The sequence below is a fragment of the Amycolatopsis sp. H20-H5 genome, from assembly GCF_035828755.1.
GTDB lineage: Bacteria > Actinomycetota > Actinomycetes > Mycobacteriales > Pseudonocardiaceae > Amycolatopsis.
The window spans coordinates 27,258-51,080 of sequence record NZ_JAYMZS010000016.1; the positions used below are offsets into that span (position 1 = coordinate 27,258).

Below are 23,823 nucleotides of genomic sequence, written 5' to 3' on the forward strand. Positions count from 1 at the left end.
CGCACCGGCGGGCCCGTCGTGGTCGTGCGCTGGGCGCACCCTGGTGGACGTCCGGCGAGTTCCCTCTGCTCACCGGGCTCCCCGGCCGGATCGGCCTGCCCGCCGTCCGTGCCGTGGCCACTGGGGTACTTCGACTGTCCCGCCCGGTTCGACCGCCCCGGGGCCGCGCGAGGAAAGCGCGGCCCGGAGTCTTCGTGCGGGTGGTGCGTTGATGGGCCCAGTGAAAGCCCGCAGGATCTGTTCCTGTTGGGGCGTCGGGCTTTCACTGGGCGAGGGCCCGGTGGGAGGGGGGTGAGCTCCCACCGGGCCGGGACCCGGGCGGCCGGAGTCAGTAGCCGCCCGAGCCGTATCCTCCCGAGCTGTCGGACGGCGCCGCACTGGACGACGGCACTTCCGACGGACTGGAGGATGTCTCGGGGGCGGCCGGCTTCTTGTCCGCGGCCACCTTGCAGCCGTTCGGCTCGACCGCGTACCACGTGGTGCCCACGCCGTGGCCCTTGGCCTCGCCCGCCGCGGTGTCCTTCGAGTACCGGTACACCGGCCAGCCGCCGACGGTGACCTGCTCGGTGCCGTCGGTCCTGGTCACCTTGGCGACCAGCGCCGGGTCGATGCCGCTCAGCTTCGGGTCGCCCTTGGCCAGCAGCGGCGGCCAGGTCTTCGCGCAGTCACCGTCGCAAGTGGACTTCGAGGGCTTCTTCGAGTCCTTGGTGAACAGGTACAGCGTCTTGCCGTCCTGATCGGTCATCACCTGGCCGAGGCCGTCGACGTCGGCCGCGGACAGCGCGGTCCCCGCCTCCGCGGCCTTCGCGCCGGTCGGGGTGACCGCGGCCCAGTTGCCGTCGACGCCCTGGCCCTGCGCCTTGCCGGGGCCGTTGTCCTTGGCGAACCGGTAGACCGGCCAGCCGCTGACGGTGACCTGTTTCTTGCCGTCCGCGCGGGTGACCGAGCCGACGAGGTTCTGGTCCACGCCGGAGACGTCGACCCGGCCCTCGGCCAGCAGCGGCGGCCACGCGGTGGCGCAGGCGTTGTCGCAGTTGGACTTCGGCGGCTTGGCCGTGTCCTTGCCATAGCGGTAAAGTGTCATGCCGTTCTGGTCGGCGAGCACCTGGCCGAGGCTTTCGACCTCGGTCGCGGCCAGTTTCACCACCTCGGTGGCCGGCTGCTGCTGGGCTTGCTGCTGCACCGCCACGGGCGTGACATAGCCCGGGTTGTCACTCGCGCTGTCGGTGCCGAGGCCGCACGAGCTGAGCAGGCCGAGGCCCGGCACGGCGAGCAGCACCGGCAGGACGATCTTGATCCGGGACATCAGGGTTCTCCTACGAATTCGGGGGGAAGAGCACCGGTTCCTGACTACGGAAGCGGCCTCACTCCTGGCATTTCTTGTTGTTGTTGACGCAGTTGACCAGCCGGTTCATGATCGACTGCGACATCACGTTCGCGAAGTCGTCGTGATCGGAGAACGGGTTGTGGCTCTCCTCCGGGAAGGAGTCCACTTTGTACTGACGGGCCACCTGGATGTTGTGCGGGATGTTGTAGGTGAGGGAGATCTGCAGCTCCGGCACCGCGCGGAAGCCCTGCTTGCACTTGCCACCGGCGTCCGGGAAGACGATGTGGGTGCGGTGGTTGGCGCTGTCGGTGTTCTTGCCGTCCCAGCAGCTCGGGAAGGTGTGGATCCGCTTGACGTTGCTGCCGTCGGGGCAGATCGGGTACTTCTGGGTGAGCCGGTCCTCGAACCCGCTGCAGGTCCAGCTGGGCCGGGCGTTCGCCGGGCCGTTGGTGGTCACCTTCGCGTCCCCGTAAAGGATGCGGAGGAACTTCGGCATCGCGCTGACCTTGCCCGCGGCGCTGCCCTTGAAGGTGAGCCGCGCGCTCACCGGCTCCTGGATCTCGCCGTCGTTGCCCGCCAGCTCGTTGTTCTGGTTGACACCCCCAGCTTCGCCGTGTCCTTGGCCGGATCGCTGTTCTGGGCACCGTTGTCGATGCCCGCGGCGCCCGGGTCCTTCACCGCGCAGGTGGCGAGCTGCTGGGCGTCGTCGGTGTTCACAGCGTCGGCGTTCCCGGCGTCGGCGCCGTTCTGGGCCATCGCGGCGTTGATCTTGTCGATCGACCGGGACCGCTTGTCCTTCAACGGTTTGAGCACCTGGTCGGCGGACTTTCCCTGATCGGCCGCGAGCTGCTCGTCCGCGTCGGCGGCCTGCTGGTCCATCGCATCGAGCTCGGCGTTCACCGCGTCCATGGACCCGTCGGGCACCTCCGGGAGCGCGCTGGCGACATCCGGGCAGTCCACCCGGGGCGCGGCGGCGTCCTTGGCCGCCTGGACGCGTTCGGCGTCGGGGGCAACCCCCTTGGGGTTGGCCGCCGCCTTTTCCGCTTCACCGGTGTCGATGCGGACCACCGGCCAGAAATAGGCGGACTGGTCACCGTTCTTACAGGTGGTGCCCGCCTGCAGCAGGCTCTTGTTGTTCGATTCCGCGTTGGTCGAGAGGTTGCCGACATAGTCGTGCAGGTGCTGGGCGCCGTTCTTGATCCCGGGCTGGGCGATGAAGTTGTCCGGGTTGAAGTGCCCGTTCTGATTGGTGCCGCAGTTGACGGTGAACGTCCCGGTGGACGCGTTTCCCTTGTTGTTCGGCGGCTTCACGTTCGGCTGGACCGTCTTGATGTCGACGAACAGCGCCTTGTTCACCTCGTCGGCACCGGCCTGGCCGGGCTCACCGGCCGTGGTGGACACCACGATGGCGCCGACGGCGATGGTCAGTCCGAGGACGCCGGTCGCGATGGTCGTTCTACGGGCGACTCGATGCCGCCCTTGATTCGAAGCCATTGATAACTCACCTCGTTCGCCTTCTGGGCAGGCGAAAGAACACGTCCGCCCAGGTTCGAGCCACGAATGGTCACTGCGGGATTCGAGGCGCCCGGTGGGTTTCGGGCCCGGGTGCGCCTGCCGAGGAGATCCGGCATGGGGGAATACGGACGCGGCGGGGGTACCGGTTCAAAACGCGACCTGGCCGTTATTGTTCCGTTATAAACGGAAAGGGTCAGTGGACGACCGTGGCGAGCAAGGTGCCGCCGTCGGACCACACCTCGAAGCGCGCGATGTCCTCGGGCTTCAGCGCGGTACCACCGAAAACACGCAGCGGTTCCGGGGACCCCGGCACGCCGTAACCGCGGCCGGGAACGGCCCAGCCGGTGACCGTCCGCGACTCGCCGGCCCGGGACACCGCGATGAGCTGACAGTTCATCGGCCCGACGATCCCGCGCAGTTCGACGTCGACCGCGCTGCCCCACTCCCGGGGCTGCACGGTCACCTGGACACCAACCGCGCTGCCGGCCTCGGACCAGCCGAACGAGCCACCGGGACCGGCCGCGCCCAGACTCGGCGTCGGGGCGGCGGCGGGGGACGAAGACGGTGGGGGCAGCGGGATCGACGTCGGGGCCACCACCGGCAGCGCCGCGCTGACCGGCGGCGAATCGCCGGAGGAGACGAACGCCATCGTCAGCAGCGGGCCGGCGATGATGGCCGCGGCGGCCGCCGCGGCGGTCAGGATCGCGTTGCGCCGACGGCGACGGCGTTTCGCCGCCGCCACCTCCAGCAGCCCGCTCACCACCTGGGGACCGGGTTCGGGGACCGGGGGCGCCGGCCAGCTCCGCTTGACCAGCTGCAGGATGTCGGGCAGCGGGTACAGCTCCAGCATGTCGAGCTGGCAGTGCGGGCAGTCCAGCAGATGGGTCTCGAACTGGTCGACGTCGGCGGGATCGAGCACACCGAGGAGGTAGGCGGCGAAATCGGTATGGCTCGCGCCAGCCACCTCAGGTCACCCCCGATCCTGCAAGGCCCGCCGCAGCGCTCGCACGGCGTGGTGAATTCGCGACTTGACCGTACCCGGCGGGACGCCGAGCGTCGCGGCGACTTCGTTCACGGTTCTATCACGCAGGTAGGTCTGCTGGACAGCCTCGCGTTGTTCGGGGGAAAGGTTGCGAAGCGCGTCATAGACCACCATCGCGGCCAAGGTGCGTTCGGACTCGTCGGCCACGCCGATCGAGTCGGCGTCCGCCTCCTCGACCTCCTGCGGGCGGGCACTGCGGCTACGCCAGCCGTCGATGACGATGCGGCGGGCCACCGTGAACAGCCACGCCCGCAGCATCTCGGGCTTGCGGTCGAGCTTGTCCGCGTTGCGCCAGGCCTTGATCAGCGTTTCCTGGACGACGTCCTCGGCCCACTGCCGGTCGTGGCCGGTCAGTTTGAGCACGAAGGCCATCAACTGGGTGCCGAACTCCTGGTACAACGCCACAGCCAGATCGTCATGCCCGCCCTGATCGGCGTCATGATCGACAATTCGCAAAGTCCGGCTGTGGCGTCCCACGGACGACATCCTTGTGGGTGACGGGCCTTTTCGTCCAGTACCAAAATCATTTGGCTTCCCGGAAAAGTTTTTTGAACCGTGATGCTCTCGTGTCCGTATCCCCTACCGAAGACCCCCGACAGCGTTGTCCCCGCAACGCGCTGATATCCACCAAGGATGAGACTGTCCACAGTGGATTTTTCGCGCCCGTTTACCGTTGCCTCCCAGCTACGGCGTTCTCCCCTGCCCACTGACAGGAGGAAGTCGTGAACTCCGTCTCACGCACAGTAATCCCTTTCGCCACGTGTTTCGCCGCGCTCGCACTGGTCGCGGGTTGTGACAGTTCAGGCTCGTCCGCCACGCCGGCGGCCGGGTATTCCGCCGGTACCGGTTCCGGCGCACAGGCCACGGCGGGAATGCCGGGCATGGGCACCGTCCCCGGGCCACCCGCACTGCGCGCGGCGCGTCCCTTCGACGTCGGCGCGATGGTCGTCGACGGTCAGGGATTCTCGCTCTACCGCTATGACAAGGACAGTGCGAGCCCGCCGAGGTCGGCCTGCGAGGACAGCTGCGCCCAGGTGTGGACGCCGGTCCGGTCCGCCGAGAACCTCGAGGTGACGGGCATCGACAAGGCGCTCGTCGGCCAGGTGACCCGGACCGACGGCAGTGACCAGCTCACCCTGGCCGGCTGGCCGCTCTACCGCTACACCAAGGACCAAATGCCCGGGGAGACCGCGGGCCAGGGCGTCGGCGACGCCTGGTTCCCGCTCACCCCGGACGGCGGCAAGATCCGGGCCACCGGCACCGCGTGGCAGGCCAATGCACTCGGAATCTGAGAGATCCCCCATGCGTCTGCCCTCTTTCGTGCTCGTCGTGCTCCTGCTGGCCCTGAGTGTGCTGACCCAGTTGGCCGCCACCGGGAACGCCCGTGCGGCCCAGCCGCTCACCACGACCGACCAGACCCTGCTCACCAAGGTCCGCCAGGCCGGGCTCTGGGAGATGCCCGCCGGCCGGTGGGCCGAGACCCGCGGGGCCAGCCCCCGGGTCAAAGAGGTCGGCATGATGCTGATGATCGACCACGGCAGGCTCGACACGGCGACCCGCGCGCTGGCGGCCGAACTCACCGTCGCGCTGCCCGCTCAGCCCACCGCGGAACAGCAGGGCTGGCTGAACGAGATGAACGCCGCCAAGACCCCGGCGGAGTTCGACCAGATCTTCGTCAACCGGCTGCGCGCCGCCCACGGCACCGTGTTCTCGGTCATCTCCGCGGTGCGCGCCGCGACCCGCAACGACAAGATCCGGGAGTTCGCGACCACGGCCAACCAGGCCGTGCTCCGGCACATCAGCCTGCTGGAGAGCACCGGCCTTGTCGACTACGGCAGGCTCCCCGACGCCGTCCTGCCCGCTGCCACCACCACCCCGTTGGCCAGCGCGGCACTCGACATCCAGGCCACCGACATCCTCACCGGGGTCGTGCTGGCCGTCGTACTGGGCGGCACCACCGTGTTCGGGCTGCGGCTCATCCGCGGCTCACGGCGGAGGGCCGCCGCGCGGGCGGGCAAGACGGAGTTCGACCCCCCACTCACCGCCGCTACCTCCACGGGAGACGTTCATGGTTGAGGGCTGGTCCCAGATGGTGATCACCGTCGCCCAGGCGGTGCCCGCCGATGTGGGAGTCCGGGGCATCGCCGCGTTCTCCGCCCGGCTCGCCTACGCCTTCATGTGCCTCACGCTCTGCTGGGGCGTGCTCACCGCCACCGGCTGGGTCCGCTCGATCACCGGGCGCAAGGCGCTGCGCAGCGGGCACCTGGCACTGGCCACGCTCACCCTGGCGTTCGGCATCGTGCACGCGATCTGCTTCCTGTTCCTGGCCACTCCCCTGTTCGCGCCGGTACAGCTGGTGATCCCGCTGCTGCCGGGCACGCTGGCCAGGCACACGTTCGGGATCCTCGGCCTGGAGCTGATGCTGTCGATCGCGCTGACCGCCGGGCTGCAGCGCTGGACCTCGTACCGGCGCTGGCTGTGGCTGCACCGGCTCGCCTACCCGGCGGTCGCGCTCACCGCGTTGCACTCGCTGTTCGGGGCCATCGCGAACGGGCATCTCGCGCTGGTCTGGCTGGGCGGGATCACCCTGCTGATACCCACGCTCACCCTGGCCGTGCTGCGATTCCTGCCGGCCAGGACCCTGGAACGCATCGGTCTGGTCGAGGAGGTGGTCGCATGAGGACGCGCGGCACGAGGGCGGGAGAACAGTCATGAAGCTCGGCAGGCAACGCGAAGGCATCCGCGTCAGCGTGGACAACGACCGCTGCGAGTTATACGGAATCTGCGCCTGGGAGGCACCCGACGTGTTCGAACTGGGCCGTGACGGCAGGCTGCGCTTCCGGCGCGCCATCGACACCGGGGACCTGGAGCAGACCGCCGCGGCGGCCCGGCTCTGCCCGACGCAGGCCGTCGTGATCAGAGGTGGCCTCGATGAGTGACGGCGACCGGATCGTGATCGTGGGGGCGGGCGTGGCCGGCCTCCGCGCGGCCGAACGGCTGCGCGAGCTCGGGTTCGACGGCGAGGTGATGATCGTCGGCGACGAGGCGCGGCGCCCCTACCACCGGCCGATGGTGTCGAAGCAGCTGGTCTACGGCGCGGCCAGGGCCTCGGACGTGACGCTGAAGTCCCACGGCGAGCTCGACGTGCGCTGGCGCCTCGGCACCAGGGCCACCCGGCTCGACACCCACGAGCGGGTCGTGCACCTGCCCGGCGGCGAGTCGCTCTGGTACGACGGGCTGATCGTCGCCACCGGTGTCGTGCCCCGGCACCTGCCCGGCTCGCCGCGCCACGATCCCCGCGTCCGGGTGATGCGGACGGTCGACGACGCGATCGCCGTGCGCCGTGCGCTGGCCGCGAGCGCCAAGCCGGTCGTGGTGATCGGCAGCGGGCTGATCGGCTGCGAGTTCGCCGCGAGCATGCGCCACCTGGGCCGGGACGTCACGCTGGTCGGGCACGCCGCGGCGCCGCTCAACCGGTTCGGCGAGCGGATCTCGGGCGCGGTGACCAAACTGCACCACGAGCACCGGGCGAAGCTCGCGATGAACACGAAGGTGCGGCACTGGATCAGCACCAAGGAGACGTTCGGGCTGCACCTGACGAACAACCAGCTGCTGGTGGCGAGCTGCGTGCTCCTCTCGATCGGCAGTGTGCCCGCGGTGGACTGGATGCGCGGTTCCGGCCTCGACCTCGAGGACGGCGTGCTGTGCGAGGCGAACCTGTTCGCCACCGGCGCCGACGACGTCGTCGTGGCCGGGGACATGGCCCGCTGGCCGAACCTGCGCTTCGACGAGGTGCCCCGGCGCGTCGAGCACTGGATGAACGCCGTCGAAAGCGCGCGGCACGCGGCCGAAAGCCTGCTGGCCGGGCGTGGGCAGGCGCAGCCGTTCACCCCGCTGCCCCGCGCGTGGTCGAGCCTGTACGACGTCCGGCTGCAGATGATCGGGCTGCCCTCGCTCGGCGACGACACGGTGCAGCTCGCCGACGGCGTGACGGGGTTCGTCCAGGCGGGCAGGCTGGTCGGCGCCTGCGGCTGGGACCGGCCGCAGGCGATGCTGCACTGGATGGCCGAGCTCGACCGGCGGCTCCCGGCACCCGTGCCGGCCCCGGTCACGGAGCCCGTCGCGGTGTCCACCGTCGAGGAACCGGACTGGGCCAGTGCGATGACCGACCCGGTCTGGGCACGGCAGGCGGCCGAGAAGGCCACCCTCTGATCCGCTCCCGCGGCGGTCGCCGTCCACTGTGGATGGACGGCGGCTGTCGCGGGACCGGCGGTGCCACCGTGCACCGTGGACGAGCACCACTTGGTGCGTAAGCATTTCTGACACGAACGGGTGACTCCGCGGGGTGACTTCCGGCCGCCTAGCGCGTGTCGAGCATCTTGCGGAGCAGGCGGTTGAGCTGGTCCTGCTCCGGTTCGGTGAGGTTGACCAGCGTCGCGCGGTGGGCCTCCACATGCCCGGGTTTGGCGTCCTGGAACGCCCGGCGCCCGGTGGGGGTGATCTCGACGAGCTTGCGGCGGCGGTCCGCCGGATCCTCGGTCGCGTGCACGAAACCGAGCTTGACCAGGCGATCGACCAGATAACTGCAGCTGGCCTTGTCCAGCACCGCACGCTCGGAGATGTCGTGCTGGTCGAGCGGCTCACCCGGCGTCAGCAGGCTGAGCACGACGAACTGGGGCGAGGTCATGCCGTTGGCCACCGACGTGGACCAGCGCGCACGCCACTGCTGTGTCGCCTTGCGCAGCAGATTCCCGGTCGAGGTCAGCACTTCGGACGCCATGCCCGTCAGCATAGGCAAGGGGCCGCGTGGGCCGTGTCAGAGGCGGGACAACAGCCTGTCCCGCGCGGTCTCCAGATGTCCGGTCATCGCGTTCTTCGTAGCTTCGGGCCGGCCGGCGACCATCGCGTCGATGAGGTGCCGGTGTTCGGCGATGGCCTGCACGCCGAACGGCTGGTGGTACGACAGCTGGAAGAAGTGCAGATGGCAGTGGGTGCGGGTGAAAGCCCGCTCCACGGCGAGGTTCCCGGCGATGCGCAGGATCAGCTCGTGCAGCCGCGCGGCGGGAGCCTGCTGACCAGTCCCTCGGATTCCAGGCGGGCCAACGCCTCCCGCACGGGCGTCGCCGAAACGACCAGCTCGCGGGCGATCTCGTCGATGTTGACCCTGGCGCCCGGCGCGCACTGACATATGATGGGTGATATTCCTGCTCATCCGGCACGGCGGAACTCCAGCAGGAGCGCCTGTTCCGGTTGCAGGTTCGGCATCGGCAACCCGGCGCCGGTCAGCACGGCGCCCGGCAGGCGCACCCCCTCCCCGAGCGCGGCGGCCAGCCAGCCCGGCGCCGCGGCCTGCTGCATCGCGGGCAGGCCGACGTCGTCCCGGATCCGCAGCAGGTAACGGGAGGCCGGGTCGAGCCCGGGGATCAGCACCCGCCCCGGCTGGCTCGGGGCCGAGGTCGGCAGGCGCACCCAGCAGTACAGCGCCGCCGAACCGTCGGCCGCGACCACGCCGTGCAGCAGGTTCGCGTCGTCGTCGAGGTCGCCGCGGACCACCGTGCCGCTGTGCAGCAACGGCCGGAACTCGCGGTACAGCGCCGACCAGGCGGTGATCAGCTTCAGCTCTTCCGGTGTGCAACGGGTCAGGTCCTGCTCGATCCCGGCGTGCCCGAACAGCACGGTGAGCAGCCGGAACGAGGTGCCGGTCACCCGCTGGGTGGTATGGCTGCGTTCCGCGCCGAAGTGGGAGCCGATGAACTCGGGCGGCAGCAGCTGCGCCGTCCACCGCTGGATCGACTGGCGCTCCACCGGGTCGATGCAGTCCGAGGCCCACACCCGGTCGGTCCTGGCCAGGATGCCGAGATCCACCCGGCCCCCGCCGCCGGCGCAGCTTTCGATCTCCAGCCGCGGGTGCCGGGCGCGGAGCTCGTCGAGCAGGCGGTAGAGCGCCAGCGTCTGCGCCCGCACACCCGGGATGTCCGCGCCGCCGGGCCGCCGCTGGACGGCTTCGTGCAGTTCGCGGTTGTGGTCCCATTTGACGTAGTCGACGCGGTAGCGGGTGATCAGCTCGTCGAGCGCGCCGAGCAGATACGTCCAGGCATCCTCGCGGGCCAGGTTCAGCACGTACTGGTTCCTGGAGGTCTCCCCGAGCCCGGCACTCGGGCCGAGGATCCAGTCCGGGTGCTCGCGCGCCAGCACCGAATCGAGGTTGATCATCTCGGGCTCGAACCAGAGCCCGAACTGCAGGCCGAGCTCGTGCACGCGGTCGGCCAGCGGCGCGAGCCCCGCGGGCCACACCTGCTCGTCGACCGACCAGTCGCCCAGCCCGGCCGTGTCGTCGCGGCGGCCGCGGAACCAGCCGTCGTCGAGCACCACCCGTTCGACGCCGACCTCGGCGGCGAGCTCGGTCAGCGCGAGCAGGTGGGGCAGGTCGTGGTCGAAGTACACGGCCTCCCAGGTGTTGAGCACCAGCGGCCGCGGCGTCGAGGTGCGCGACGGACCGGCGCGCAGGAACGCGTGGAACCGTCCGGCGAGCCCGTCCAGCCCGTCGCCGGACCAGGCGAAATAGCTCACCGGACCGGTGTAGGACTCACCGGCGGCCAGCCGGACCTCGCCCGCCCTGAGCAGTTCGCCGCCGCCGAGGACCCCGGCGTGCACGCCCGCGCCCTCCGGCAGCCGCTCGGCGAAGAACCGGTGGTCACCGCTCCAGCCGACGTGGAGCGCCCACACCTCGCCGGTGCGGAAGCCGAAACCGGGAGTGCCGACGGTGAGCAGGTACGGCGAGTCCATGCCCGGCTTGCCGCGGCGGCCCTCCCGGACATGGGCGCCGAAGCCGAGCGGACGCCGTTGCGGCACCCGTTCGCGAGACCACCGGCCGGTGAAGTCCAGGATCTCCGTCGCGCGGCCGGGCAGCGGCAGCAGGGTCGCCACCGCCGCCAGGTCGTACGGCTCCGGGTCGGTGTCGTCGGTCCGGGTGATCGTCGCCTGCACGGCCAGCACCCCCGACGGGGTGAGCCGATAGGTGAGCACGGTGTCCAGCCCGGTGACGGCGTCGTCGAACTCCAGCACGAGTTCACCGGCGCCGGGCTGGTGGGCGCGGGTCAGCCGCGGGCGGGGCGTGGTGGCGGTGCCGCCGCGGTGCCCCTCCTGCGCCGGGATTCCCGACCAGCCCTCGGCTTCGGTGGGCCAGACCGAGAACCGCCGCGGCGTGTCGAGCGCGTTGTTCAGCCCGGCGGGCTCGTCGGTCAGCCGGAGCGCGGCGCAGTCCTCTTCGGACAGTTCACCGAGGTCACGGCCCCAGTGCAGCACCCGTGGCACCGGCTCGGCCAGTTCCACGACCAGGCTGGTGCCACCCGCCCTCAGCACGACCACCGCGTTCATCGCCATCCCCCGCTTCCCGCTCCGGATCCGTTCAGGCCAAGGCTACTTCTTGACCAGGACCTCCTGGCTCTTCTGCTCCATTTCCGCGAACACGTCGTCGTTGCGCGCGCCGGTGGCGGACACGAACGAGCTCCAGGTCGCCTCCCCGATGAAGTCCTTGCCCGCCAGCTGTCCCACGCCATAGGTGGCGATCTGCGTCTTGTCGAAACGGCCTCGTCACCGCGTTTGCCGGTCTTGTCCACGCTCAGGTGCGCGGCCAGCTTGTCGAAGGTCCCGCCGTTGTCGGGGTTCCAGTTCAGCTTCTCGACGTCGGCCAGGCATGATCCGGGGACACTCCATCGACCACGAGGCGGCCCGATGTCCACCGAACGCATTCCCGGCATCAACCCCACCGCGAAACCGAGCGGGAACGGCTGCGCGGGCTGCTCCACCGGCGACGGCCCCGGCTGGTGGTTCCACCTGCGGCGCTGCGCCGAATGTGGCGAGATCGGCTGCTGCGACTCGTCGCCCGCGCAGCACGCCAGCAAGCACGCGAGCGAGGCGGGCCACCCGTTCCTGACGAGTTTCGAGCCCGGCGAGGACTGGTTCTGGGACACCAGGACAGAGGAGTTCTACGACGGCGGCCCGGAGCTGGCCGCGCCTGCCGCCCACCCGGCGGAGCAGCCGACGCCCGGCCCGGAAGACGCGGTCCCGGCGGACTGGCAGCAGCTGCTCCACTGAGCGGCGGGCATACTCATGCACACATCGCGATAAGTCAATAAGGCAACCGGGTTGGTAAATCACCAGCCGCGATAGAAGACGAAAGTCTGATGTAGCGGGCTTCACCCGGCCCTAGATTTCCTGCCGAGCACGCGTCCCCACCGCCACCTCGGCAAGGAGTAACAACTATGGCCAGGAAGTTCTTCGTTTCCGCCGCCGCCGGCTTCGCGGTACTCGTCGTCCCCGTCGCGGCCGGACAGGCCACCGCGGCGCCCGCGGCGGCTCAGGCGCCCGCCGCCGCGACGGTCTGCTACGACGCCTCCGGAGCGCCGAGCTTCGCGTCCGCCATCAACGCGGGGGCGGCCAACTGGAACAGCGCCGTGTCGAACGTGAAGCTCCAGTCCTGCTCCGGTGCGACGCTGCGCTACGTCGAGGGCAACGACCCGCAGGGCTCCTACGCCGAGACCGACGGCCACGGCAGCGGCACGATCTTCCTCGACTACACGCAGGCCCAGCAGTACGACAACACCCGCATCGCGGCCCACGAGACCGGGCACGCGCTCGGCCTGCCCGACCACTACCAGGGCCCGTGCTCCGAGCTGATGTCCGGCGGCGGCCCCGGCCCGTCCTGCACCAACGCGAACCCGAACGCGCAGGAGTCCTCGCGGGTCAACTCCCTGTGGGCCAACGGCTTGGCCGCCCAGGGCGCCCGCGCCACGCAGCGGATCTACGAAAACGTTCCCGCCGCCACGCGCTGACAGCGGCCGGACACGGCAAAGCCGGTGGGGCCGACGGGCCCCACCGGCTTTGCCGTGTCCGAATCGTGGGCAACCAAGGAAAAACGCCGGGTCCGGTGGATCACCACGGTCTGCTCGCCCAGCGGGCCGCGGCCCAGATCGAGACGGCGAGCGCCACCCCCAGCGACACGGCGAAGCGACGGCGCAGGAGTCTGCGCCTGCCCTCGGCCAGCACGGTCACGGAGTCGAACGGCGTCGGTGGCATGTCGGCGTGGGCCAGCCGCAGCAGGTCCTCGATCCCGCTCCTGCCGTCCTCGAGCCGCACCCACGGCCCCGGTACCCGGGTTTTTCCTGTTGTCACAACCTTTTGACGGCTCAGCCAGGCCCGAGGTTGCTCAAGATCGGCAACGTTTCGGTGGGTGAGCGCCCGGTCACCGGTTCAGCCCGCGGGTTCGAGCGACACCCGCCCGGTCCCGTCGACGTGCCAGCCGGGATTGTGGCAGATTTCCCAGAGGACCCCGTTGGGATCGGCGAAATGGCCGTGATAGCCACCGAATCCGGCGCGCTGGGGTGCTTTGACGAGCCGGGCGCCCGCCCGCACGGCCGACGCCACCACCGTGTCGACGGCCTCGGGACTGTCCACATTGTGCGACAGCGTGACCCCCGTGACGCTGGTGTCGGGCACGGCCCCGCCGACGTCCTCGCGGAACTTCACCGCGTCGAACAGGCCAAGGACCAGCCCGGGCGCGGCCTGGAAGAAGATGATCTCCCCCGGCACGTCGGCGAGCGGCTCCCAGCCCAGCCCGTCACGGTAGAAGGCGCGGGCCGCGCCGAGGTCCGGCGTGGCCAGGGTGATGAAGTGAATACGCGGTTCCATGGCCCGGATTCTGGCACCGGGACCGGCGGGCCGCTTGAACGGAACGGCCGTCAGGCCCGGCAGACGTAGACGCAGTTCTGCGGCCTCGGCGAGTCGTACACCTCGACCCGGCCGAACCCCGCCTCGGCGAGCATCCGGCCCGCCAGCTCGGTCCCCCACATCGCGCCGAGCCCGGCGCCGCCCTCGGCGAGGGAGACGCTGGTGCAGTAGATCAGGCTGATCGAATAGCACAGCGGGGCGAGCGGGTTTCCGACGTTGTTCTCGAGGTGGCTGGAGAACTTGGCGTCGACCATGACGAACACCCCGTCCGGCGCGAGCGCGGCCCGGATCCGGCGCAGGACCTCCTGCGGCGAATGCTGGTCGTGCACCGAGTCGAAGGCGGTGATGACGTCGAAACCCGGCTGGGCGGGCAGCCGGGCCGCGTCCCCCACCGCGAAGGCCGCGTTGCCCAGCCCGAGCTCGTCCCGCTCGGCCTCGGCCATGGCGATCACCTGCTCGGAGATGTCGATCCCGAGGAACCGCGACGACGGGAACGCCTGTGCCGCCACGTTCACCGCGTGCCCGGTCCCGCAGCCGAGGTCGAGCAGGCTCGCCCCGGCCGTGAGCCGGTCGTTCAGGCCGGGCACGACGGCGAAGAACCCGTCGACCAGCTGCTCGTCGTAGATCTGCCGCCAGGTGTCGCCGAACCGCGCGCCGGCGGCCTCGAACGACGCGGCGAACTCCTCGTGCGAGACCCCGCCGCCGGTCTCGAAAGCCCGCTCCAGCCCCGGCAGCACCCCGGCGAACCCCCGCAGCATCGAGGCCGTCGGCGCGAGGTTCGCCGCGGTGTCCCCGGTGAGCAGCACGGCGTGCTCGGGCGGCAGGGTGTACTCGCGTGATTCCGGTTCGTAGGTGAAGAACCCGCCGGTGACCATCGCGCCGAGCCACTCGCGGACATAGCGTTCCCGCAGTCCCGCGCGGGCGGCGAGCGCCTCGCTGGTGGCGGGTCCCCCGGCGGCCGCCTCGAACAGGCCGGTGCGGTGGCCCAGGCTGATCAGCAACGTCAGCGCGCCACCGGTGGACGTGCTGAGCAGCTTTCCGGCGAATGCCCGGCGACGGTCGTCGTCCATCGAAGTCCCCCAGTCCGAATTCCCCAGTCCGAATCACCAAGTCCAAATCACCCAGTCCGCGCCGCGCCACCGGCAGCCGAGGGCAAAGTAGCACCGCGACGACGCCCGGATGCTCAGCCCTGTCCGGCGAGCCCCGCGGCGTTCCCGACGAACCGCGCGGCCACTTCGCGCAGTTTGACGTTGTCCCGCTGGGAAACGGCGACCAGCTCGTCGAACGCGGCTTCGGCGGTCATCCCCCTGGCGGCCATCAGGATGCCCTTCGCCTGCTCGATCACCGCGCGCGAATCCATGGCCTGGCGCAGCTGCTCGACGTGCTCCTGCGCGCGGAGGTAGCGGCGGGTGCTGCGGACGGTCGCCGCCACGACCGTGGTGTACATGTCGAGGAATTTGGCGTCCAGCTCCTGGAAACCGTGCTCCTCGAAACCGAACAGGTTCAGCGCCCCGGACAGCTCCGGCTCGATGACCAGCGGCGCCGCGAGATAACTGCGGACACCCAGCGAACGGGCGACACGGGTGAACCGCGGCCACAGCGCCGACGCGGTCTCGACCGCCACCCGGACCACCTCGCCCGTGGCGGCGGCGCGCAGGCACGGCCCGTCGCCGGAGCGGTACTGCTCGGCGTCGATCTCGACGGCCCGCGGATCGGTGCTCGCCACCGTCTCGGCGTCGCCCTCGCCCGGCAGCGTGATGCTGGCCATGTCCGCGCCCGGCACCACCCGGATCACCTGGTGGCAGATCGCGGTCAGGATGACGTCGAGGTCCTGCTCCCGAGCGAGCGTGCCGGTCAGCGCTTCGAGCGCGTCGGTGACCTCGTCCAGATGGTCGGCCAGCCGCCCCAGCTCTTCGGTCATCGGAAGCGTCCCTTCCGGCCGGTGACGCCGGTAAAGGCCACCGTCCGAGCGGATCCTAGCCGCTGGACGGCAGGCGACCGCGGGCCCGAGCCTCCACACCGGCTGTGACACTTCCGAGAACACTTCCTGTAACACTCCCTGTAACACTTCCGAGGACACTCCGGAACCCGGACACCTTCGACTCCGGCACCACCGACGGCAGGAGCAGCTCCCACATCTCCCGCAGCCGCGCCCGCAGGTCCGCCCGGCCGGTGAGCACCTGGGAGAGGATCTGCACCCCGGTGAACGCGCCGACGACAAACCGCGCCAGCGCCGCCGGGTCCACCGAGGCCCGCAGATCGCCCTCGGCGGCGGCGCGGCGGAGCAGCTGCTCGGTCACGTCGATCCATTCCCGGTGCGGATCGGGCAGGGCCCCGCCGAAAGTGCCGTTCTCGAGGGTGAGCCGGACGCCCGCGCGCATGATCGGATCAGTGGTGAGCCGCCCGGCGAGCAGCTGGGTCAGCCTGATGACCGCTTCGAGGCCGGGCGCGCCACCCTCGAGGTACTCCCCCGCCGACCACGCCTGCTGCTCGGCGATCACGGCGCGGGCGAGGTCCTCCTTCGAGCCGAAGTGGAAGTACAACGCGCCCTTGGTGACCCCCGCCTGGGCGATTACCTCGCTCAGGCTCGTGCCGCCGTAGCCGAACCGGTCGAAGGCCTCGGCCGCACCGCGGACGATCGCCCCCCTGGTGACTTCCGACCGGAGTTGCCTGGCCACGGCCTTCCCTTCGGCGAGGGATCCTGCCGGGGACGCTACCGGACGACGGGGTCCCGGCAGCCGGATCTCGCCCCTTCGGGTGGACCCGCACGCGCGGTCCCGGCGCGACACCCACCCCGCCACGGCGGAGAAGCGGGCGTCGGCAGCGCGTGACGGGCAGAATCGGGGCAAACGACGGAAAGTGGGCACTGTGGCTACAGGCAACCCGGTGAAACGTGTGACGGTGGCCGTCACGGGCGGCGCGGTGCTCCTGGTCGGGATCGCGCTGCTGGTGCTGCCCGGCCCCGGCCTGCTGCTGGTGCTGGCCGGGCTGCTCATCCTCTCGTCCGAGTTCCCCGCGCTGGAGCGCTATGTCGACCCGGTCCAGGAGCGGGCGATGAAGGCAGCCGAGGACAGCGTCTCCTCTCCCCTGCGCATCGCGGGGTCGGTGCTGGCCGGGCTGCTGCTCATCGGCGCGGGCGTGGCCTGGGGGCTCGTCCCGGGCCTCCCGCTGGGCGGGTGGAGCACCGGGTCCAGCCTGATCCTGTCCGGGTTGGTGCTGCTGGGGCTGCTGGTGTGGAGCTACCGCCGGGTGCAGGCGCGGCGCCGGGCTCCCTGACTCAGTGGTCACTTCGGAAGTTCTTCGGGGTGTTGGTGGAGCGTGGTCTGTTTCGCTCGAGTGTGGGACTCGGCTCCCTGAGTGCGGGACTCGCGGAGGAACTGCGCGCCGTGCGGCGAGTCCCACGCTCGGACACACGAGAATCACCAAGACCCACGAAGAACGACTCAGCGCGGGGCCGTGGTGACGGCGGTTTCGCCGAACCGGATGCCCTTGGCCTCCTTGCCGAGCGAGGTCAGCACGATCACGGCGACCAGCCCGGGGACCACGGTCCACAGCAGCGCGAACGAGTAGCCGTGCGACTCGGCGAGGCTCTGCTGGATGGGCAGGTTGAGCGCGGCCAGCAGGTTCCCCAGCTGGTAGGTGACGCCGGGGTAGAACCCGCGGATCGAGTCCGGCGACATCTCGGTGAGGTGCGCCGGGATCACGCCCCACGCGCCCTGCACCATGACCTGCATCAGGAACGAGCCGAGCACCAGGAAGCCCGTGCCGTGGTCGAAGGCGAAGATCGGCACGATCGGCAGCGCCAGCACCGCGGCCAGGACGATGGTCCGGCGGCGGCCGAACCGCTCCGACAGCGCGCCGAAGCTCAGCCCGCCGATGATCGCCCCGATGTTGTAGATCACCGCGATCCAGGTGCTGGTCGACGCCGCGAGGCCCGCGCCGCCGTGTTCGGTCGCCTTGAGGAAGCTCGGGTAGACGTCCTGGGTGCCGTGGCTCATCCAGTTGAACGCCGTCATCAGCAGGATCAGGTAGCCGAACCGCCGGATCACCTTGCCGTCGAGCAGGACGTCCTTGAGCGAGGTCCGGGTGACGCGCATCCTCTCCCGCGAGGCCACCCAGACCTCGGACTCCTTGACGCGCGAGCGGATCAGCAGGCTGATCAGGGCCGGGAACACGCTCAGCACGAAGATCCAGCGCCACTCGAGGCCCAGCGCGGAGTGGAACAGCAGGTACGCCAGTGCCGCGAGCAGGTACCCGCAGGAGTAGCCCACCTGCAGCAGGCCGGAGAAGAACCCGCGGCGCGCGCCCGGGATCTTCTCCATCGCCAACGCCGCGCCGAGCCCCCACTCGCCGCCCATCCCGATGCCGTAGACGAACCGCAGGATCAGCAGCACGGTGAAGTTCGGCGCGAACGCGCACAGCAGACCGGCGACCGAGTACAGGACGACGTCGACCATCAGCGGCAGCCGCCTGCCGACCCGGTCCGCCCACAGGCCGAAGATCAGCGCGCCGACCGGCCGCATGACCAGCGTGGCGGTGGTGATGAAGGCCAGCTGCGTCGCGGTCGCGCCGAACGACTTGTCCTTCGCGATGTCGGCGAGGACGAACACGACGATGAAGTAGTCGAAGGAGTCCATGCTCCAGCCGAGCAGCGCGGCGACGAACGAGTTGCGCTGGTCCGAGGTGAGCGGCTGCCGGTTCTTCCCGGTATCCGCCACGATGTCCGTCAAAGCAGGCCCCCGTCCGCCGCGGGCGAAGATCGAAAGTGCCCGGAAAATGGTCTACACCCTCACGGCCGGGGTGGCAAGCCGTCCAGAAAGCGCTTTCAGCTCTGACCGGCGGCGGACCGGCCTCAGCGCGAAATGCTGGTCCGGACCCGGCGGCCGAGGTCCGCGAGCAGCCGGACCGCCGACGGCCGCCAGCGATGGAAGTACAGCGCGCTGCCGAGGACCACCGCGTCGTACGCCCCGATCCCGGCCACGTCGGCGGCGTCGCGGACGTCCGCGCCCAGGTCCATCGCCCGCAGCTCGGCACCGATCGCCCCGGCGATCTCCCTGGTGCCACCGTTCTTCCCGGCGCAGGCCACGAGCACGGTCGTCATGCCGCCATTGCCCGCCCGTCCCCGCCGCGGCGCGCGCCCGTCAGCCCGGCGGCAGGAAAGCGGGGCGGGCCGCCGGGTCCGGTTCGGCGTAGTAGCGGTGGAACACGGCGGTCTGACCACCGGAAACGGGCGGCACGATCCAGCTCCAGTCGGCCCGGCAGACCCGCCCGGCCGCCTCCTCCCGCGCGACGTGCGCGAGGAACCGCCGGGACTCGGTGTGGTGGTCGGCCACGGTCACCCCGGCCTCGTCGAACGAGTGCTGCACGGCCAGCGTCAGCTCCACCAGCGCCCGATCGCGCCACAGCGTCCGCTCGGACGCCCTCGACAGCCCCATCAGGTCCGCGACCACCGGCAGCAGGTCGTAGCGGGCGGTGTCGGCGAGATTGCGCGCGCCGACCTCGGTGCCCAGATACCAGCCGTTGAACGGGGCCGCGGGATAGTGGACGCCGCCGATGACCAGGCGCATGTCGCTGATCGCCGGCACCGCGTGCCAGCGCAGCCCCAGCTCGGCGAACCACGCGTGGTCGGGGTGGCTCAGCGGCACCTCCAGCACCGCGTCGCCAGGCAGGGCGCACCAGCGCGGGCCGCTGCCGTCGTTCACCACCAGCGGGAGCACGTCGAACAGCCCGCGCCGCTCCGGCGGCCGCCAGCCGAGGCGGCGCGCGGTCGCGGTGAATTCGAGCTGGCGCGGGTCGCCCAGCACCGTGCCGTCCGGCAGGCGGTACCCGGCGTAGCGGATCAGCTGCTCGTTGAGGATGCGCGGGCCGGGTGCGATGACCGTGTCGGGCGCGAAGATCGTGATGGCGGAACGGATCCGGCCGTCCCTGGTCGCCTCCCGCAGATGCGCGGCGCATTCGGCGGCGATGCCCTCGGCTCCCGCCACCGCGCGCCGGTCGCGCACGTGCAAGCCCTGCCAGTACAGCCTGCCGATGCACCGGGCGGAGTTGCGCCAGGCGACCCGCGCGCCGAACTCCAGCTCGGCCGTGGTGTGCCGGTAGCCGCCGGTCTCGGCGATCTCGGCGCGGACCTGGTCCAGCCGCGAGCGCAGCTCGCCCTCCGCGTGCTGCTCGTGTTCGGCGTGGAACAGGCGCAGGAATTCCTCCGCCTCCGCGAAATTCACTCTTCGTCCGCGGTACCGCTCAACGAGCGAATTCTTCTTCACCCTGATGGAGGTAGACGTCAAGGCGTGTCCCTACTCTCCGGCTTTCGCACCAGCGCGAAAGCAATAGCCCGCGAGACTACCCGACTAAGTGCGCCCGCCCATCCGCCGAACGCCTCACCGCGGAATTCCCTGACACACCAAGCAGGTCACCGCCTTGATCGGTGGAAAACTCGCGGCGGTGCATCAGGTACGGGCGATTTCCGCCACCCCGGCGAGCAGTCTGTCCACATCGGACTGATCGGTGTAGGGCGCGACCCCGGCGCGGACGGCGCCGATTTCCCCGAGGCCGAGCAGGCGCGCGCACTCCAGCGCGTAGAAATGCCCGGCGGGCGCGTTGACGCCGCGTTTCCCGAGCGCCACATAGACCTCACGCGGAGCGACCCCGTCGACCGAGAACAGCACCGTCGGCGTCCGGTGCCGCTCGGGCGCGCCGTGCAGCGTGGTCCCCGGGATCTGCCGCAGGCCGTCCTCCAGCCGCCGCGCCATCGCCGCTTCGTGCTCCTCCATGGCGCTCAGCGACCTGGTCAGCCGCGTGCGGGTGTCCCCGTCCCCCGGCACGAGCCCGGCCAGGAACCCGATCGCGGCAGTCGTCCCCGCGAGCAGCTCGTAGGGCAGCGTGCCGAGCTCGAACCGCTCGGGCACGGCGTCGCTCGACGGCGCCAGCTTGTCCGGCCGCAGCGTTTCGAGCAGTGCCGGGTCGGCCGCCACCAGGCCGAGGTGCGGGCCGAGGAACTTGTAGGGCGAGCAGGCGTAGAAGTCCGCGCCCAGCGCGGCGACGTCGACCGGGGTGTGCGGGGTCAGGTGGACGCCGTCGACGTAGGCGAGCGCGCCCGCCTCGTGGACGAGCGCGGTGATCGCCGGGACGTCCGGGCGGGTGCCCAGCAGGTTGGACGCCGCGGTCACCGCGACGAGCCGGGTCCGCGGGCCGAGCACGGCGGCCACCGCCGCCGCGGCGAGCACGCCGGTCGCCGGGTCGAAGTCCACCCAGCGCACGGTGGCGCCCACCGCCTTGGCGGCCTGCACCCAGGGCCGGATGTTCGCGTCGTGGTCGAGGCGGGTCACCACCACCTCGTCGCCGGGGCCCCAGTCCTTCGCCAGTGTCCTGGCCAGGTCGTAGGTCAGCTGCGTCATGCTGCGGCCGAAGACGACCCCGGCCGGGGTCGCCCCCAGCAGGTCCGCGGCGGCCTGCCTGGCCGAGACGACGACGTCCGCCGCGCGCCGTTCGGCGGCGGTGACGGTGCCGCGGTTGGAGATCGCCGAGCACAGGGTTTCGCGCACGGCGTCGGCGACCACCGCGGGCACCTGCGAGCCGCCCGGCCCGTCGAAGTGCGCGGCGCCCTGCGCCAGCGCCGGGAAGGACCGTCGTACCGTGCCGACGTCGTAAGCCATCCAGCCACCTCCGGGTGAGTTCGTGCCCCTCCCCCGAGTTTGACATCAGGACTTGACATCGGGTCTGACATCATGGGCCCGGTGGCCACGAAGCTGATTCCCGTCATCCTGGTCGCGGGCTTCCTCGGCTCCGGCAAGACCACCCTGCTCAACCACCTGCTGGCCAACCGCGACGGCGCGCGCGTCGGGGTCGTGGTGAACGACTTCGGCAGCATCAACGTCGACGCGATGGCCGTGGCCGGGCAGGTCGACACCATGATGGCGGTCGGCAACGGCTGCCTGTGCTGCGCGGTCGACGCGAGCGGGCTGGACGCGATGCTCGCCAAGCTGTCCGAGGCCGAAGCCGGGATCGACGTGATCGTGATCGAGGCGTCCGGGCTGGCCGAGCCACGCGACCTGATCCGGCTGATGATCGCCGGCGAGAACCCCGCGATCGCGTACGGCGGGCTGGTCGAGGTGGTCGACGCCGCCGAGTTCCCGGCCACCCGCGCCCGGCACCCCGAGCTGGACGAGCACCTGCGGCTCGCCGACCTGGTGGTGCTCAACAAGGCCGACCGCGTGGACGCGACCACCTTGGCCAAGCTGACCGGCACCGTCGAGGAGCTCAGCCCCGGCACCCCGGTGCTGACCACGACGCACGGGCGGGTCGATCCGAAGCTGTTCTTCGACCCCGGCCCCGCCAAGCGCGCCGGCCAGCTGTCCTTCGACGACCTGCGGGCCGAGGACCACGACCACTCGAAGCACCTGCACGCGAAGTACGAGAGCGTCGAGTTCACCACCGACCGGCCGCTGCACCCCCGGCGGCTGGTGCGGTTCCTGGAACAGCGGCCCGCGGGGCTCTATCGGATCAAGGGCTACCTCGACTTCGGCCCCACCGGCCCGCTGTCGCGCTTCGGCCTGCACACCGTCGGCGCCTTCGTCCGGTTCGAACGCACCCACTGGCCGTCGGGCGGGCCCCGGCAAACCGAGCTGGTGCTGATCGGCGCCGGGATCGACGCGGCCGCGGTCCGCTCACGACTCGGGGCCTGCGTGGCCGATGATCCCGGCGTCGTCGACGAACGGGGCCTGCTGCACGTGCTGCGGTACACAGAGGACCGTGCGGCGCGCCACGCCGAGGATCCGGAAACGACGCAGGACGAGCCGTCCACGACGGACACTGAAGAGGCTTGACCCGCACGAAGACGGGAGGAGCCTCATGTCCGCCACCCTCGGCGTGACCGCCGCCGGTACCGAGCAGCAGACGGCCGAGCCGCGCTGGTACCTCGTCGGCGCGCTTCCGGAAGACCTGCTGACGGCCCACCTGATGACCAGGTCCGCCGACCTGCGCTACCGGCGCTCGGCCTGCGGCGAGCTGCAGTCCCGCACCTGGCACGCGGTCGACCCGGCCGAGGCGGGGGTCCCGCCGTGCGCCGCCTGCGCGGCCACGCTCGACGTCCCCCGGGAACGACCGCGGGCCGCCTCCGTGGACGCGGCCTGCGAGCAGCTGACGTTCGACCTGCCGGTCGGGTAGGACCTACTGCTTCACCGCCCGCATGCAGTACGTGGTCACCGCGAGTGACCCCTGCATGCTCCAGGAAGCCGCCTGGTCGGCACCGGGGAAGTCCTTGCAGATCTCCTCGACGGTCTTCGACAGGCTGTCCATCTTGGTCAGGCCGTCCACCTGGCCGAGCACCTTCGACGCGCCCTTCTGGCACGGTCCGAGGTGGAGCTCTTCCTTGGCGTCGGCGACCAGGCACTCCCCGACGGCGGGCTTGCGGTTGCTCGGGTCCTTCACGTCTTCGAGGCACAGGACCTTCGACGACAGGCTGCCCTGGCGCTTCCACTCCATCGAGGCGGCCGCCGACGGCGTCTTGGTGCAGACCGCGGTCGTGAGCCCGCCCAGCGGGCTGCCGGCTTCGACCGCGGCGACCTTGAAGTCCGCGTTCGGTCCACAAGGGACCTTGTCGACCTTGGTGGCGTCGGAGATGTCGCCCTTGACGCAGTCGCCCAGCGCCGGCATGGCCTTGCCCGGGTTCTTCGCGTCCTCCAGGCAGAGCAGCGTGCCCCTCGAGGATTTCACGCCCTCCCAGAACGCGACGGTCGCTGTCGAGAAGTCGTCACAGCCACCGAGGCTCAGCCCGATCTGGGACCGGTCTTCGAACTTACCGACGATCTTGTAGTTCGCCTCCGGGCCACAGGCGACCGAGGTCACGCTCTCGGCGTTGTCGGTGTTGCCCTTGAGGCAGTCACCAACGTTGCTGACCTCGGCCGAAAAGGAGTTCAGCCCGATCACCGCGATGACCGCCAGCACCAGGAGCGGGATACCGATCCGCAGCGCCACTTTGAGCCCGCCGCGGTTCTTGGGCGCCGTGGCGATCGGCGGGGCGGCCGGGTACGGCTGCGCGCCGTCAACCTGGGCCGTGGGCTGGAACGTGGGCTGGAACGGGTTGGCCTCCGGTGCCGGGGCGGGCACGGGCTGCTGCGGTCTGTCTTCTGGCGTCGTCATCGGAGGTTCCCCCAGGTTCGAGCGTGATCGGTACGCGAACCTTAACCAGACCTGAGAAAACCGCGGTCATGTT

General features: G+C 70.7%; 30 protein-coding genes. 10 read left to right on the top strand and 20 right to left on the bottom strand.

What is annotated here, in order from left to right; genetic code table 11:
• Positions 1 to 328: 328 nt before the first annotated feature.
• The 5 genes from QMK34_RS12205 to QMK34_RS12220 all read right to left on the bottom strand — a co-directional run bounded on the left by QMK34_RS12205 (position 329) and on the right by QMK34_RS12220 (position 4,361).
• Positions 329 to 1,306 (bottom strand): hypothetical protein, encoded by a 978-nt coding sequence (locus tag QMK34_RS12205; RefSeq protein WP_326413916.1) that lies wholly within the window; start codon positions 1,304 to 1,306, stop codon positions 329 to 331.
• A 58-nt stretch (positions 1,307 to 1,364) separates the two neighbouring features.
• On the bottom strand, positions 1,365 to 1,874 hold the full coding sequence (locus QMK34_RS47805; RefSeq protein WP_442785140.1) for a DUF1996 domain-containing protein: 510 nt from the start codon (positions 1,872 to 1,874) through the stop codon (positions 1,365 to 1,367).
• Entirely contained in the window at positions 1,871 to 2,821 is a 951-nt protein-coding gene (locus QMK34_RS12210) for a hypothetical protein (protein ID WP_442785141.1), read from the bottom strand. The genes QMK34_RS47805 and QMK34_RS12210 overlap by 4 nt, the downstream gene beginning before the upstream one ends.
• A gap of 214 nt (positions 2,822 to 3,035) precedes the next feature.
• Positions 3,036 to 3,806 (bottom strand): zf-HC2 domain-containing protein, encoded by a 771-nt coding sequence (locus QMK34_RS12215; RefSeq protein WP_326413919.1) that lies wholly within the window; start codon positions 3,804 to 3,806, stop codon positions 3,036 to 3,038.
• A 6-nt stretch (positions 3,807 to 3,812) separates the two neighbouring features.
• Positions 3,813 to 4,361, bottom strand: a complete 549-nt coding sequence (locus QMK34_RS12220) for a sigma-70 family RNA polymerase sigma factor (RefSeq protein WP_326413922.1) — start codon at positions 4,359 to 4,361, stop codon at positions 3,813 to 3,815.
• Between the two features lie 245 nt (positions 4,362 to 4,606).
• Here QMK34_RS12220 and QMK34_RS12225 point away from each other — a divergent pair, with 245 nt between their 5' ends.
• From QMK34_RS12225 to QMK34_RS12245, 5 genes are read left to right on the top strand one after another with little or no spacing between them, the layout of a single operon-like run.
• On the top strand, positions 4,607 to 5,176 hold the full coding sequence (locus tag QMK34_RS12225) for a hypothetical protein (RefSeq protein ID WP_326413923.1): 570 nt from the start codon (positions 4,607 to 4,609) through the stop codon (positions 5,174 to 5,176).
• A 10-nt stretch (positions 5,177 to 5,186) separates the two neighbouring features.
• Positions 5,187 to 5,960, top strand: a complete 774-nt coding sequence (locus QMK34_RS12230) for a DUF4142 domain-containing protein (RefSeq protein ID WP_326413924.1) — start codon at positions 5,187 to 5,189, stop codon at positions 5,958 to 5,960.
• Positions 5,953 to 6,564 (top strand): ferric reductase-like transmembrane domain-containing protein, encoded by a 612-nt coding sequence (locus QMK34_RS12235; RefSeq protein ID WP_326413927.1) that lies wholly within the window; start codon positions 5,953 to 5,955, stop codon positions 6,562 to 6,564. Before QMK34_RS12230 ends, QMK34_RS12235 begins: the two co-directional genes overlap by 8 nt.
• A 31-nt stretch (positions 6,565 to 6,595) precedes the next feature.
• Complete coding sequence (locus tag QMK34_RS12240; RefSeq protein ID WP_326413928.1) at positions 6,596 to 6,823, top strand: ferredoxin; 228 nt, start codon at positions 6,596 to 6,598, stop codon at positions 6,821 to 6,823.
• Entirely contained in the window at positions 6,816 to 8,096 is a 1,281-nt protein-coding gene (locus QMK34_RS12245) for an NAD(P)/FAD-dependent oxidoreductase (RefSeq protein ID WP_326413931.1), read from the top strand. The genes QMK34_RS12240 and QMK34_RS12245 overlap by 8 nt, the downstream gene beginning before the upstream one ends.
• A 148-nt stretch (positions 8,097 to 8,244) precedes the next feature.
• Here the strand turns inward: QMK34_RS12245 and QMK34_RS12250 are convergent, their stop codons facing one another.
• The 5 genes from QMK34_RS12250 to QMK34_RS12265 are packed head-to-tail and all read right to left on the bottom strand — an operon-like array spanning position 8,245 to position 11,438.
• Entirely contained in the window at positions 8,245 to 8,664 is a 420-nt protein-coding gene (locus QMK34_RS12250) for a MarR family winged helix-turn-helix transcriptional regulator (protein ID WP_326413933.1), read from the bottom strand.
• A 36-nt stretch (positions 8,665 to 8,700) separates the two neighbouring features.
• Positions 8,701 to 8,898 carry an FCD domain-containing protein gene (locus tag QMK34_RS47810; RefSeq protein ID WP_442785142.1) on the bottom strand — a complete coding sequence of 66 codons (198 nt, stop codon included), beginning with the start codon at positions 8,896 to 8,898 and terminating at the stop codon, positions 8,701 to 8,703.
• A gap of 26 nt (positions 8,899 to 8,924) precedes the next feature.
• Positions 8,925 to 9,086, bottom strand: a complete 162-nt coding sequence (locus tag QMK34_RS12255) for a GntR family transcriptional regulator (protein WP_326414049.1) — start codon at positions 9,084 to 9,086, stop codon at positions 8,925 to 8,927.
• 6 nt (positions 9,087 to 9,092) lie between these two features.
• Positions 9,093 to 11,267, bottom strand: coding sequence for an alpha-galactosidase (locus QMK34_RS12260; protein ID WP_326413935.1), 2,175 nt, complete (start codon positions 11,265 to 11,267; stop codon positions 9,093 to 9,095).
• A gap of 36 nt (positions 11,268 to 11,303) precedes the next feature.
• Positions 11,304 to 11,438 carry a hypothetical protein gene (locus QMK34_RS12265; RefSeq protein WP_326413937.1) on the bottom strand — a complete coding sequence of 45 codons (135 nt, stop codon included), beginning with the start codon at positions 11,436 to 11,438 and terminating at the stop codon, positions 11,304 to 11,306.
• 180 nt (positions 11,439 to 11,618) lie between these two features.
• On the opposite strand from QMK34_RS12265, the gene QMK34_RS12270 reads away from it, so the two are divergent.
• Both QMK34_RS12270 and QMK34_RS12275 read left to right on the top strand, forming a co-directional pair.
• Positions 11,619 to 11,981 carry a UBP-type zinc finger domain-containing protein gene (locus QMK34_RS12270; RefSeq protein WP_326413938.1) on the top strand — a complete coding sequence of 121 codons (363 nt, stop codon included), beginning with the start codon at positions 11,619 to 11,621 and terminating at the stop codon, positions 11,979 to 11,981.
• Positions 11,982 to 12,148: 167 nt separating this feature from the next.
• The gene (locus QMK34_RS12275) at positions 12,149 to 12,718 is read left to right on the top strand and encodes a snapalysin family zinc-dependent metalloprotease (protein WP_326413941.1); all 570 of its coding nucleotides are present in this window, start codon (positions 12,149 to 12,151) and stop codon (positions 12,716 to 12,718) included.
• 100 nt (positions 12,719 to 12,818) lie between these two features.
• Here the strand turns inward: QMK34_RS12275 and QMK34_RS12280 are convergent, their stop codons facing one another.
• The 5 genes from QMK34_RS12280 to QMK34_RS12300 all read right to left on the bottom strand — a co-directional run bounded on the left by QMK34_RS12280 (position 12,819) and on the right by QMK34_RS12300 (position 16,291).
• Positions 12,819 to 13,022, bottom strand: a complete 204-nt coding sequence (locus QMK34_RS12280; RefSeq protein WP_326413942.1) for a hypothetical protein — start codon at positions 13,020 to 13,022, stop codon at positions 12,819 to 12,821.
• Positions 13,023 to 13,136: 114 nt separating this feature from the next.
• Positions 13,137 to 13,574 carry a VOC family protein gene (locus QMK34_RS12285; RefSeq protein WP_326413944.1) on the bottom strand — a complete coding sequence of 146 codons (438 nt, stop codon included), beginning with the start codon at positions 13,572 to 13,574 and terminating at the stop codon, positions 13,137 to 13,139.
• Between the two features lie 50 nt (positions 13,575 to 13,624).
• Entirely contained in the window at positions 13,625 to 14,683 is a 1,059-nt protein-coding gene (locus tag QMK34_RS12290; RefSeq protein WP_326413946.1) for a class I SAM-dependent methyltransferase, read from the bottom strand.
• A 113-nt stretch (positions 14,684 to 14,796) separates the two neighbouring features.
• On the bottom strand, positions 14,797 to 15,534 hold the full coding sequence (locus QMK34_RS12295; RefSeq protein WP_326413948.1) for an ANTAR domain-containing response regulator: 738 nt from the start codon (positions 15,532 to 15,534) through the stop codon (positions 14,797 to 14,799).
• A gap of 55 nt (positions 15,535 to 15,589) precedes the next feature.
• Complete coding sequence (locus QMK34_RS12300; protein WP_326413949.1) at positions 15,590 to 16,291, bottom strand: ScbR family autoregulator-binding transcription factor; 702 nt, start codon at positions 16,289 to 16,291, stop codon at positions 15,590 to 15,592.
• Between the two features lie 190 nt (positions 16,292 to 16,481).
• Here QMK34_RS12300 and QMK34_RS12305 point away from each other — a divergent pair, with 190 nt between their 5' ends.
• A complete protein-coding gene (locus QMK34_RS12305) occupies positions 16,482 to 16,889 on the top strand; it encodes a PGPGW domain-containing protein (RefSeq protein WP_326413950.1) in 408 nt (135 codons plus the stop codon).
• Positions 16,890 to 17,056: 167 nt separating this feature from the next.
• On the opposite strand, the gene QMK34_RS12310 is transcribed toward QMK34_RS12305, so the two are convergent.
• The 4 genes from QMK34_RS12310 to QMK34_RS12325 form a co-directional block, all read right to left on the bottom strand.
• Complete coding sequence (locus QMK34_RS12310) at positions 17,057 to 18,343, bottom strand: MFS transporter (protein WP_326413951.1); 1,287 nt, start codon at positions 18,341 to 18,343, stop codon at positions 17,057 to 17,059.
• Positions 18,344 to 18,465: 122 nt separating this feature from the next.
• Positions 18,466 to 18,714: a flavodoxin domain-containing protein gene (locus QMK34_RS12315; protein ID WP_326413952.1), complete on the bottom strand. Its 249-nt coding sequence runs from the start codon at positions 18,712 to 18,714 to the stop codon at positions 18,466 to 18,468.
• 40 nt (positions 18,715 to 18,754) lie between these two features.
• Entirely contained in the window at positions 18,755 to 19,882 is a 1,128-nt protein-coding gene (locus tag QMK34_RS12320; RefSeq protein ID WP_326414050.1) for a nitric oxide synthase oxygenase, read from the bottom strand.
• A 177-nt stretch (positions 19,883 to 20,059) separates the two neighbouring features.
• Positions 20,060 to 21,265: a cysteine desulfurase-like protein gene (locus QMK34_RS12325; RefSeq protein WP_326413954.1), complete on the bottom strand. Its 1,206-nt coding sequence runs from the start codon at positions 21,263 to 21,265 to the stop codon at positions 20,060 to 20,062.
• Between the two features lie 81 nt (positions 21,266 to 21,346).
• Here QMK34_RS12325 and QMK34_RS12330 point away from each other — a divergent pair, with 81 nt between their 5' ends.
• Together QMK34_RS12330 and QMK34_RS12335 are read left to right on the top strand one after the other, a co-directional pair.
• Positions 21,347 to 22,435: a CobW family GTP-binding protein gene (locus QMK34_RS12330; protein WP_326413956.1), complete on the top strand. Its 1,089-nt coding sequence runs from the start codon at positions 21,347 to 21,349 to the stop codon at positions 22,433 to 22,435.
• A gap of 25 nt (positions 22,436 to 22,460) precedes the next feature.
• On the top strand, positions 22,461 to 22,775 hold the full coding sequence (locus QMK34_RS12335) for a hypothetical protein (protein WP_326413957.1): 315 nt from the start codon (positions 22,461 to 22,463) through the stop codon (positions 22,773 to 22,775).
• Between the two features lie 3 nt (positions 22,776 to 22,778).
• Here QMK34_RS12335 and QMK34_RS12340 read toward each other — a convergent pair whose 3' ends face one another.
• Positions 22,779 to 23,750, bottom strand: coding sequence for an LppU/SCO3897 family protein (locus tag QMK34_RS12340; RefSeq protein WP_326413958.1), 972 nt, complete (start codon positions 23,748 to 23,750; stop codon positions 22,779 to 22,781).
• Between the last annotated feature and the right edge of the window lie 73 nt (positions 23,751 to 23,823).

Coding starts and splice junctions, on each gene's coding strand:
- QMK34_RS12205 (WP_326413916.1), bottom strand. CDS start 1,306: ATGTCCCGGATCAAGATCGTCCTGCCGGTGCTGCTCGCCGTGCCGGGC.
- QMK34_RS12210 (WP_442785141.1), bottom strand. CDS start 2,821: ATGGCTTCGAATCAAGGGCGGCATCGAGTCGCCCGTAGAACGACCATC.
- QMK34_RS12230 (WP_326413924.1), top strand. CDS start 5,187: ATGCGTCTGCCCTCTTTCGTGCTCGTCGTGCTCCTGCTGGCCCTGAGT.
- QMK34_RS12235 (WP_326413927.1), top strand. CDS start 5,953: ATGGTTGAGGGCTGGTCCCAGATGGTGATCACCGTCGCCCAGGCGGTG.
- QMK34_RS12240 (WP_326413928.1), top strand. CDS start 6,596: ATGAAGCTCGGCAGGCAACGCGAAGGCATCCGCGTCAGCGTGGACAAC.
- QMK34_RS12245 (WP_326413931.1), top strand. CDS start 6,816: ATGAGTGACGGCGACCGGATCGTGATCGTGGGGGCGGGCGTGGCCGGC.
- QMK34_RS12250 (WP_326413933.1), bottom strand. CDS start 8,664: ATGGCGTCCGAAGTGCTGACCTCGACCGGGAATCTGCTGCGCAAGGCG.
- QMK34_RS12260 (WP_326413935.1), bottom strand. CDS start 11,267: ATGGCGATGAACGCGGTGGTCGTGCTGAGGGCGGGTGGCACCAGCCTG.
- QMK34_RS12270 (WP_326413938.1), top strand. CDS start 11,619: ATGTCCACCGAACGCATTCCCGGCATCAACCCCACCGCGAAACCGAGC.
- QMK34_RS12275 (WP_326413941.1), top strand. CDS start 12,149: ATGGCCAGGAAGTTCTTCGTTTCCGCCGCCGCCGGCTTCGCGGTACTC.
- QMK34_RS12285 (WP_326413944.1), bottom strand. CDS start 13,574: ATGGAACCGCGTATTCACTTCATCACCCTGGCCACGCCGGACCTCGGC.
- QMK34_RS12290 (WP_326413946.1), bottom strand. CDS start 14,683: ATGGACGACGACCGTCGCCGGGCATTCGCCGGAAAGCTGCTCAGCACG.
- QMK34_RS12295 (WP_326413948.1), bottom strand. CDS start 15,534: ATGACCGAAGAGCTGGGGCGGCTGGCCGACCATCTGGACGAGGTCACC.
- QMK34_RS12315 (WP_326413952.1), bottom strand. CDS start 18,714: ATGACGACCGTGCTCGTGGCCTGCGCCGGGAAGAACGGTGGCACCAGG.
- QMK34_RS12325 (WP_326413954.1), bottom strand. CDS start 21,265: ATGGCTTACGACGTCGGCACGGTACGACGGTCCTTCCCGGCGCTGGCG.
- QMK34_RS12335 (WP_326413957.1), top strand. CDS start 22,461: ATGTCCGCCACCCTCGGCGTGACCGCCGCCGGTACCGAGCAGCAGACG.
- QMK34_RS12340 (WP_326413958.1), bottom strand. CDS start 23,750: ATGACGACGCCAGAAGACAGACCGCAGCAGCCCGTGCCCGCCCCGGCA.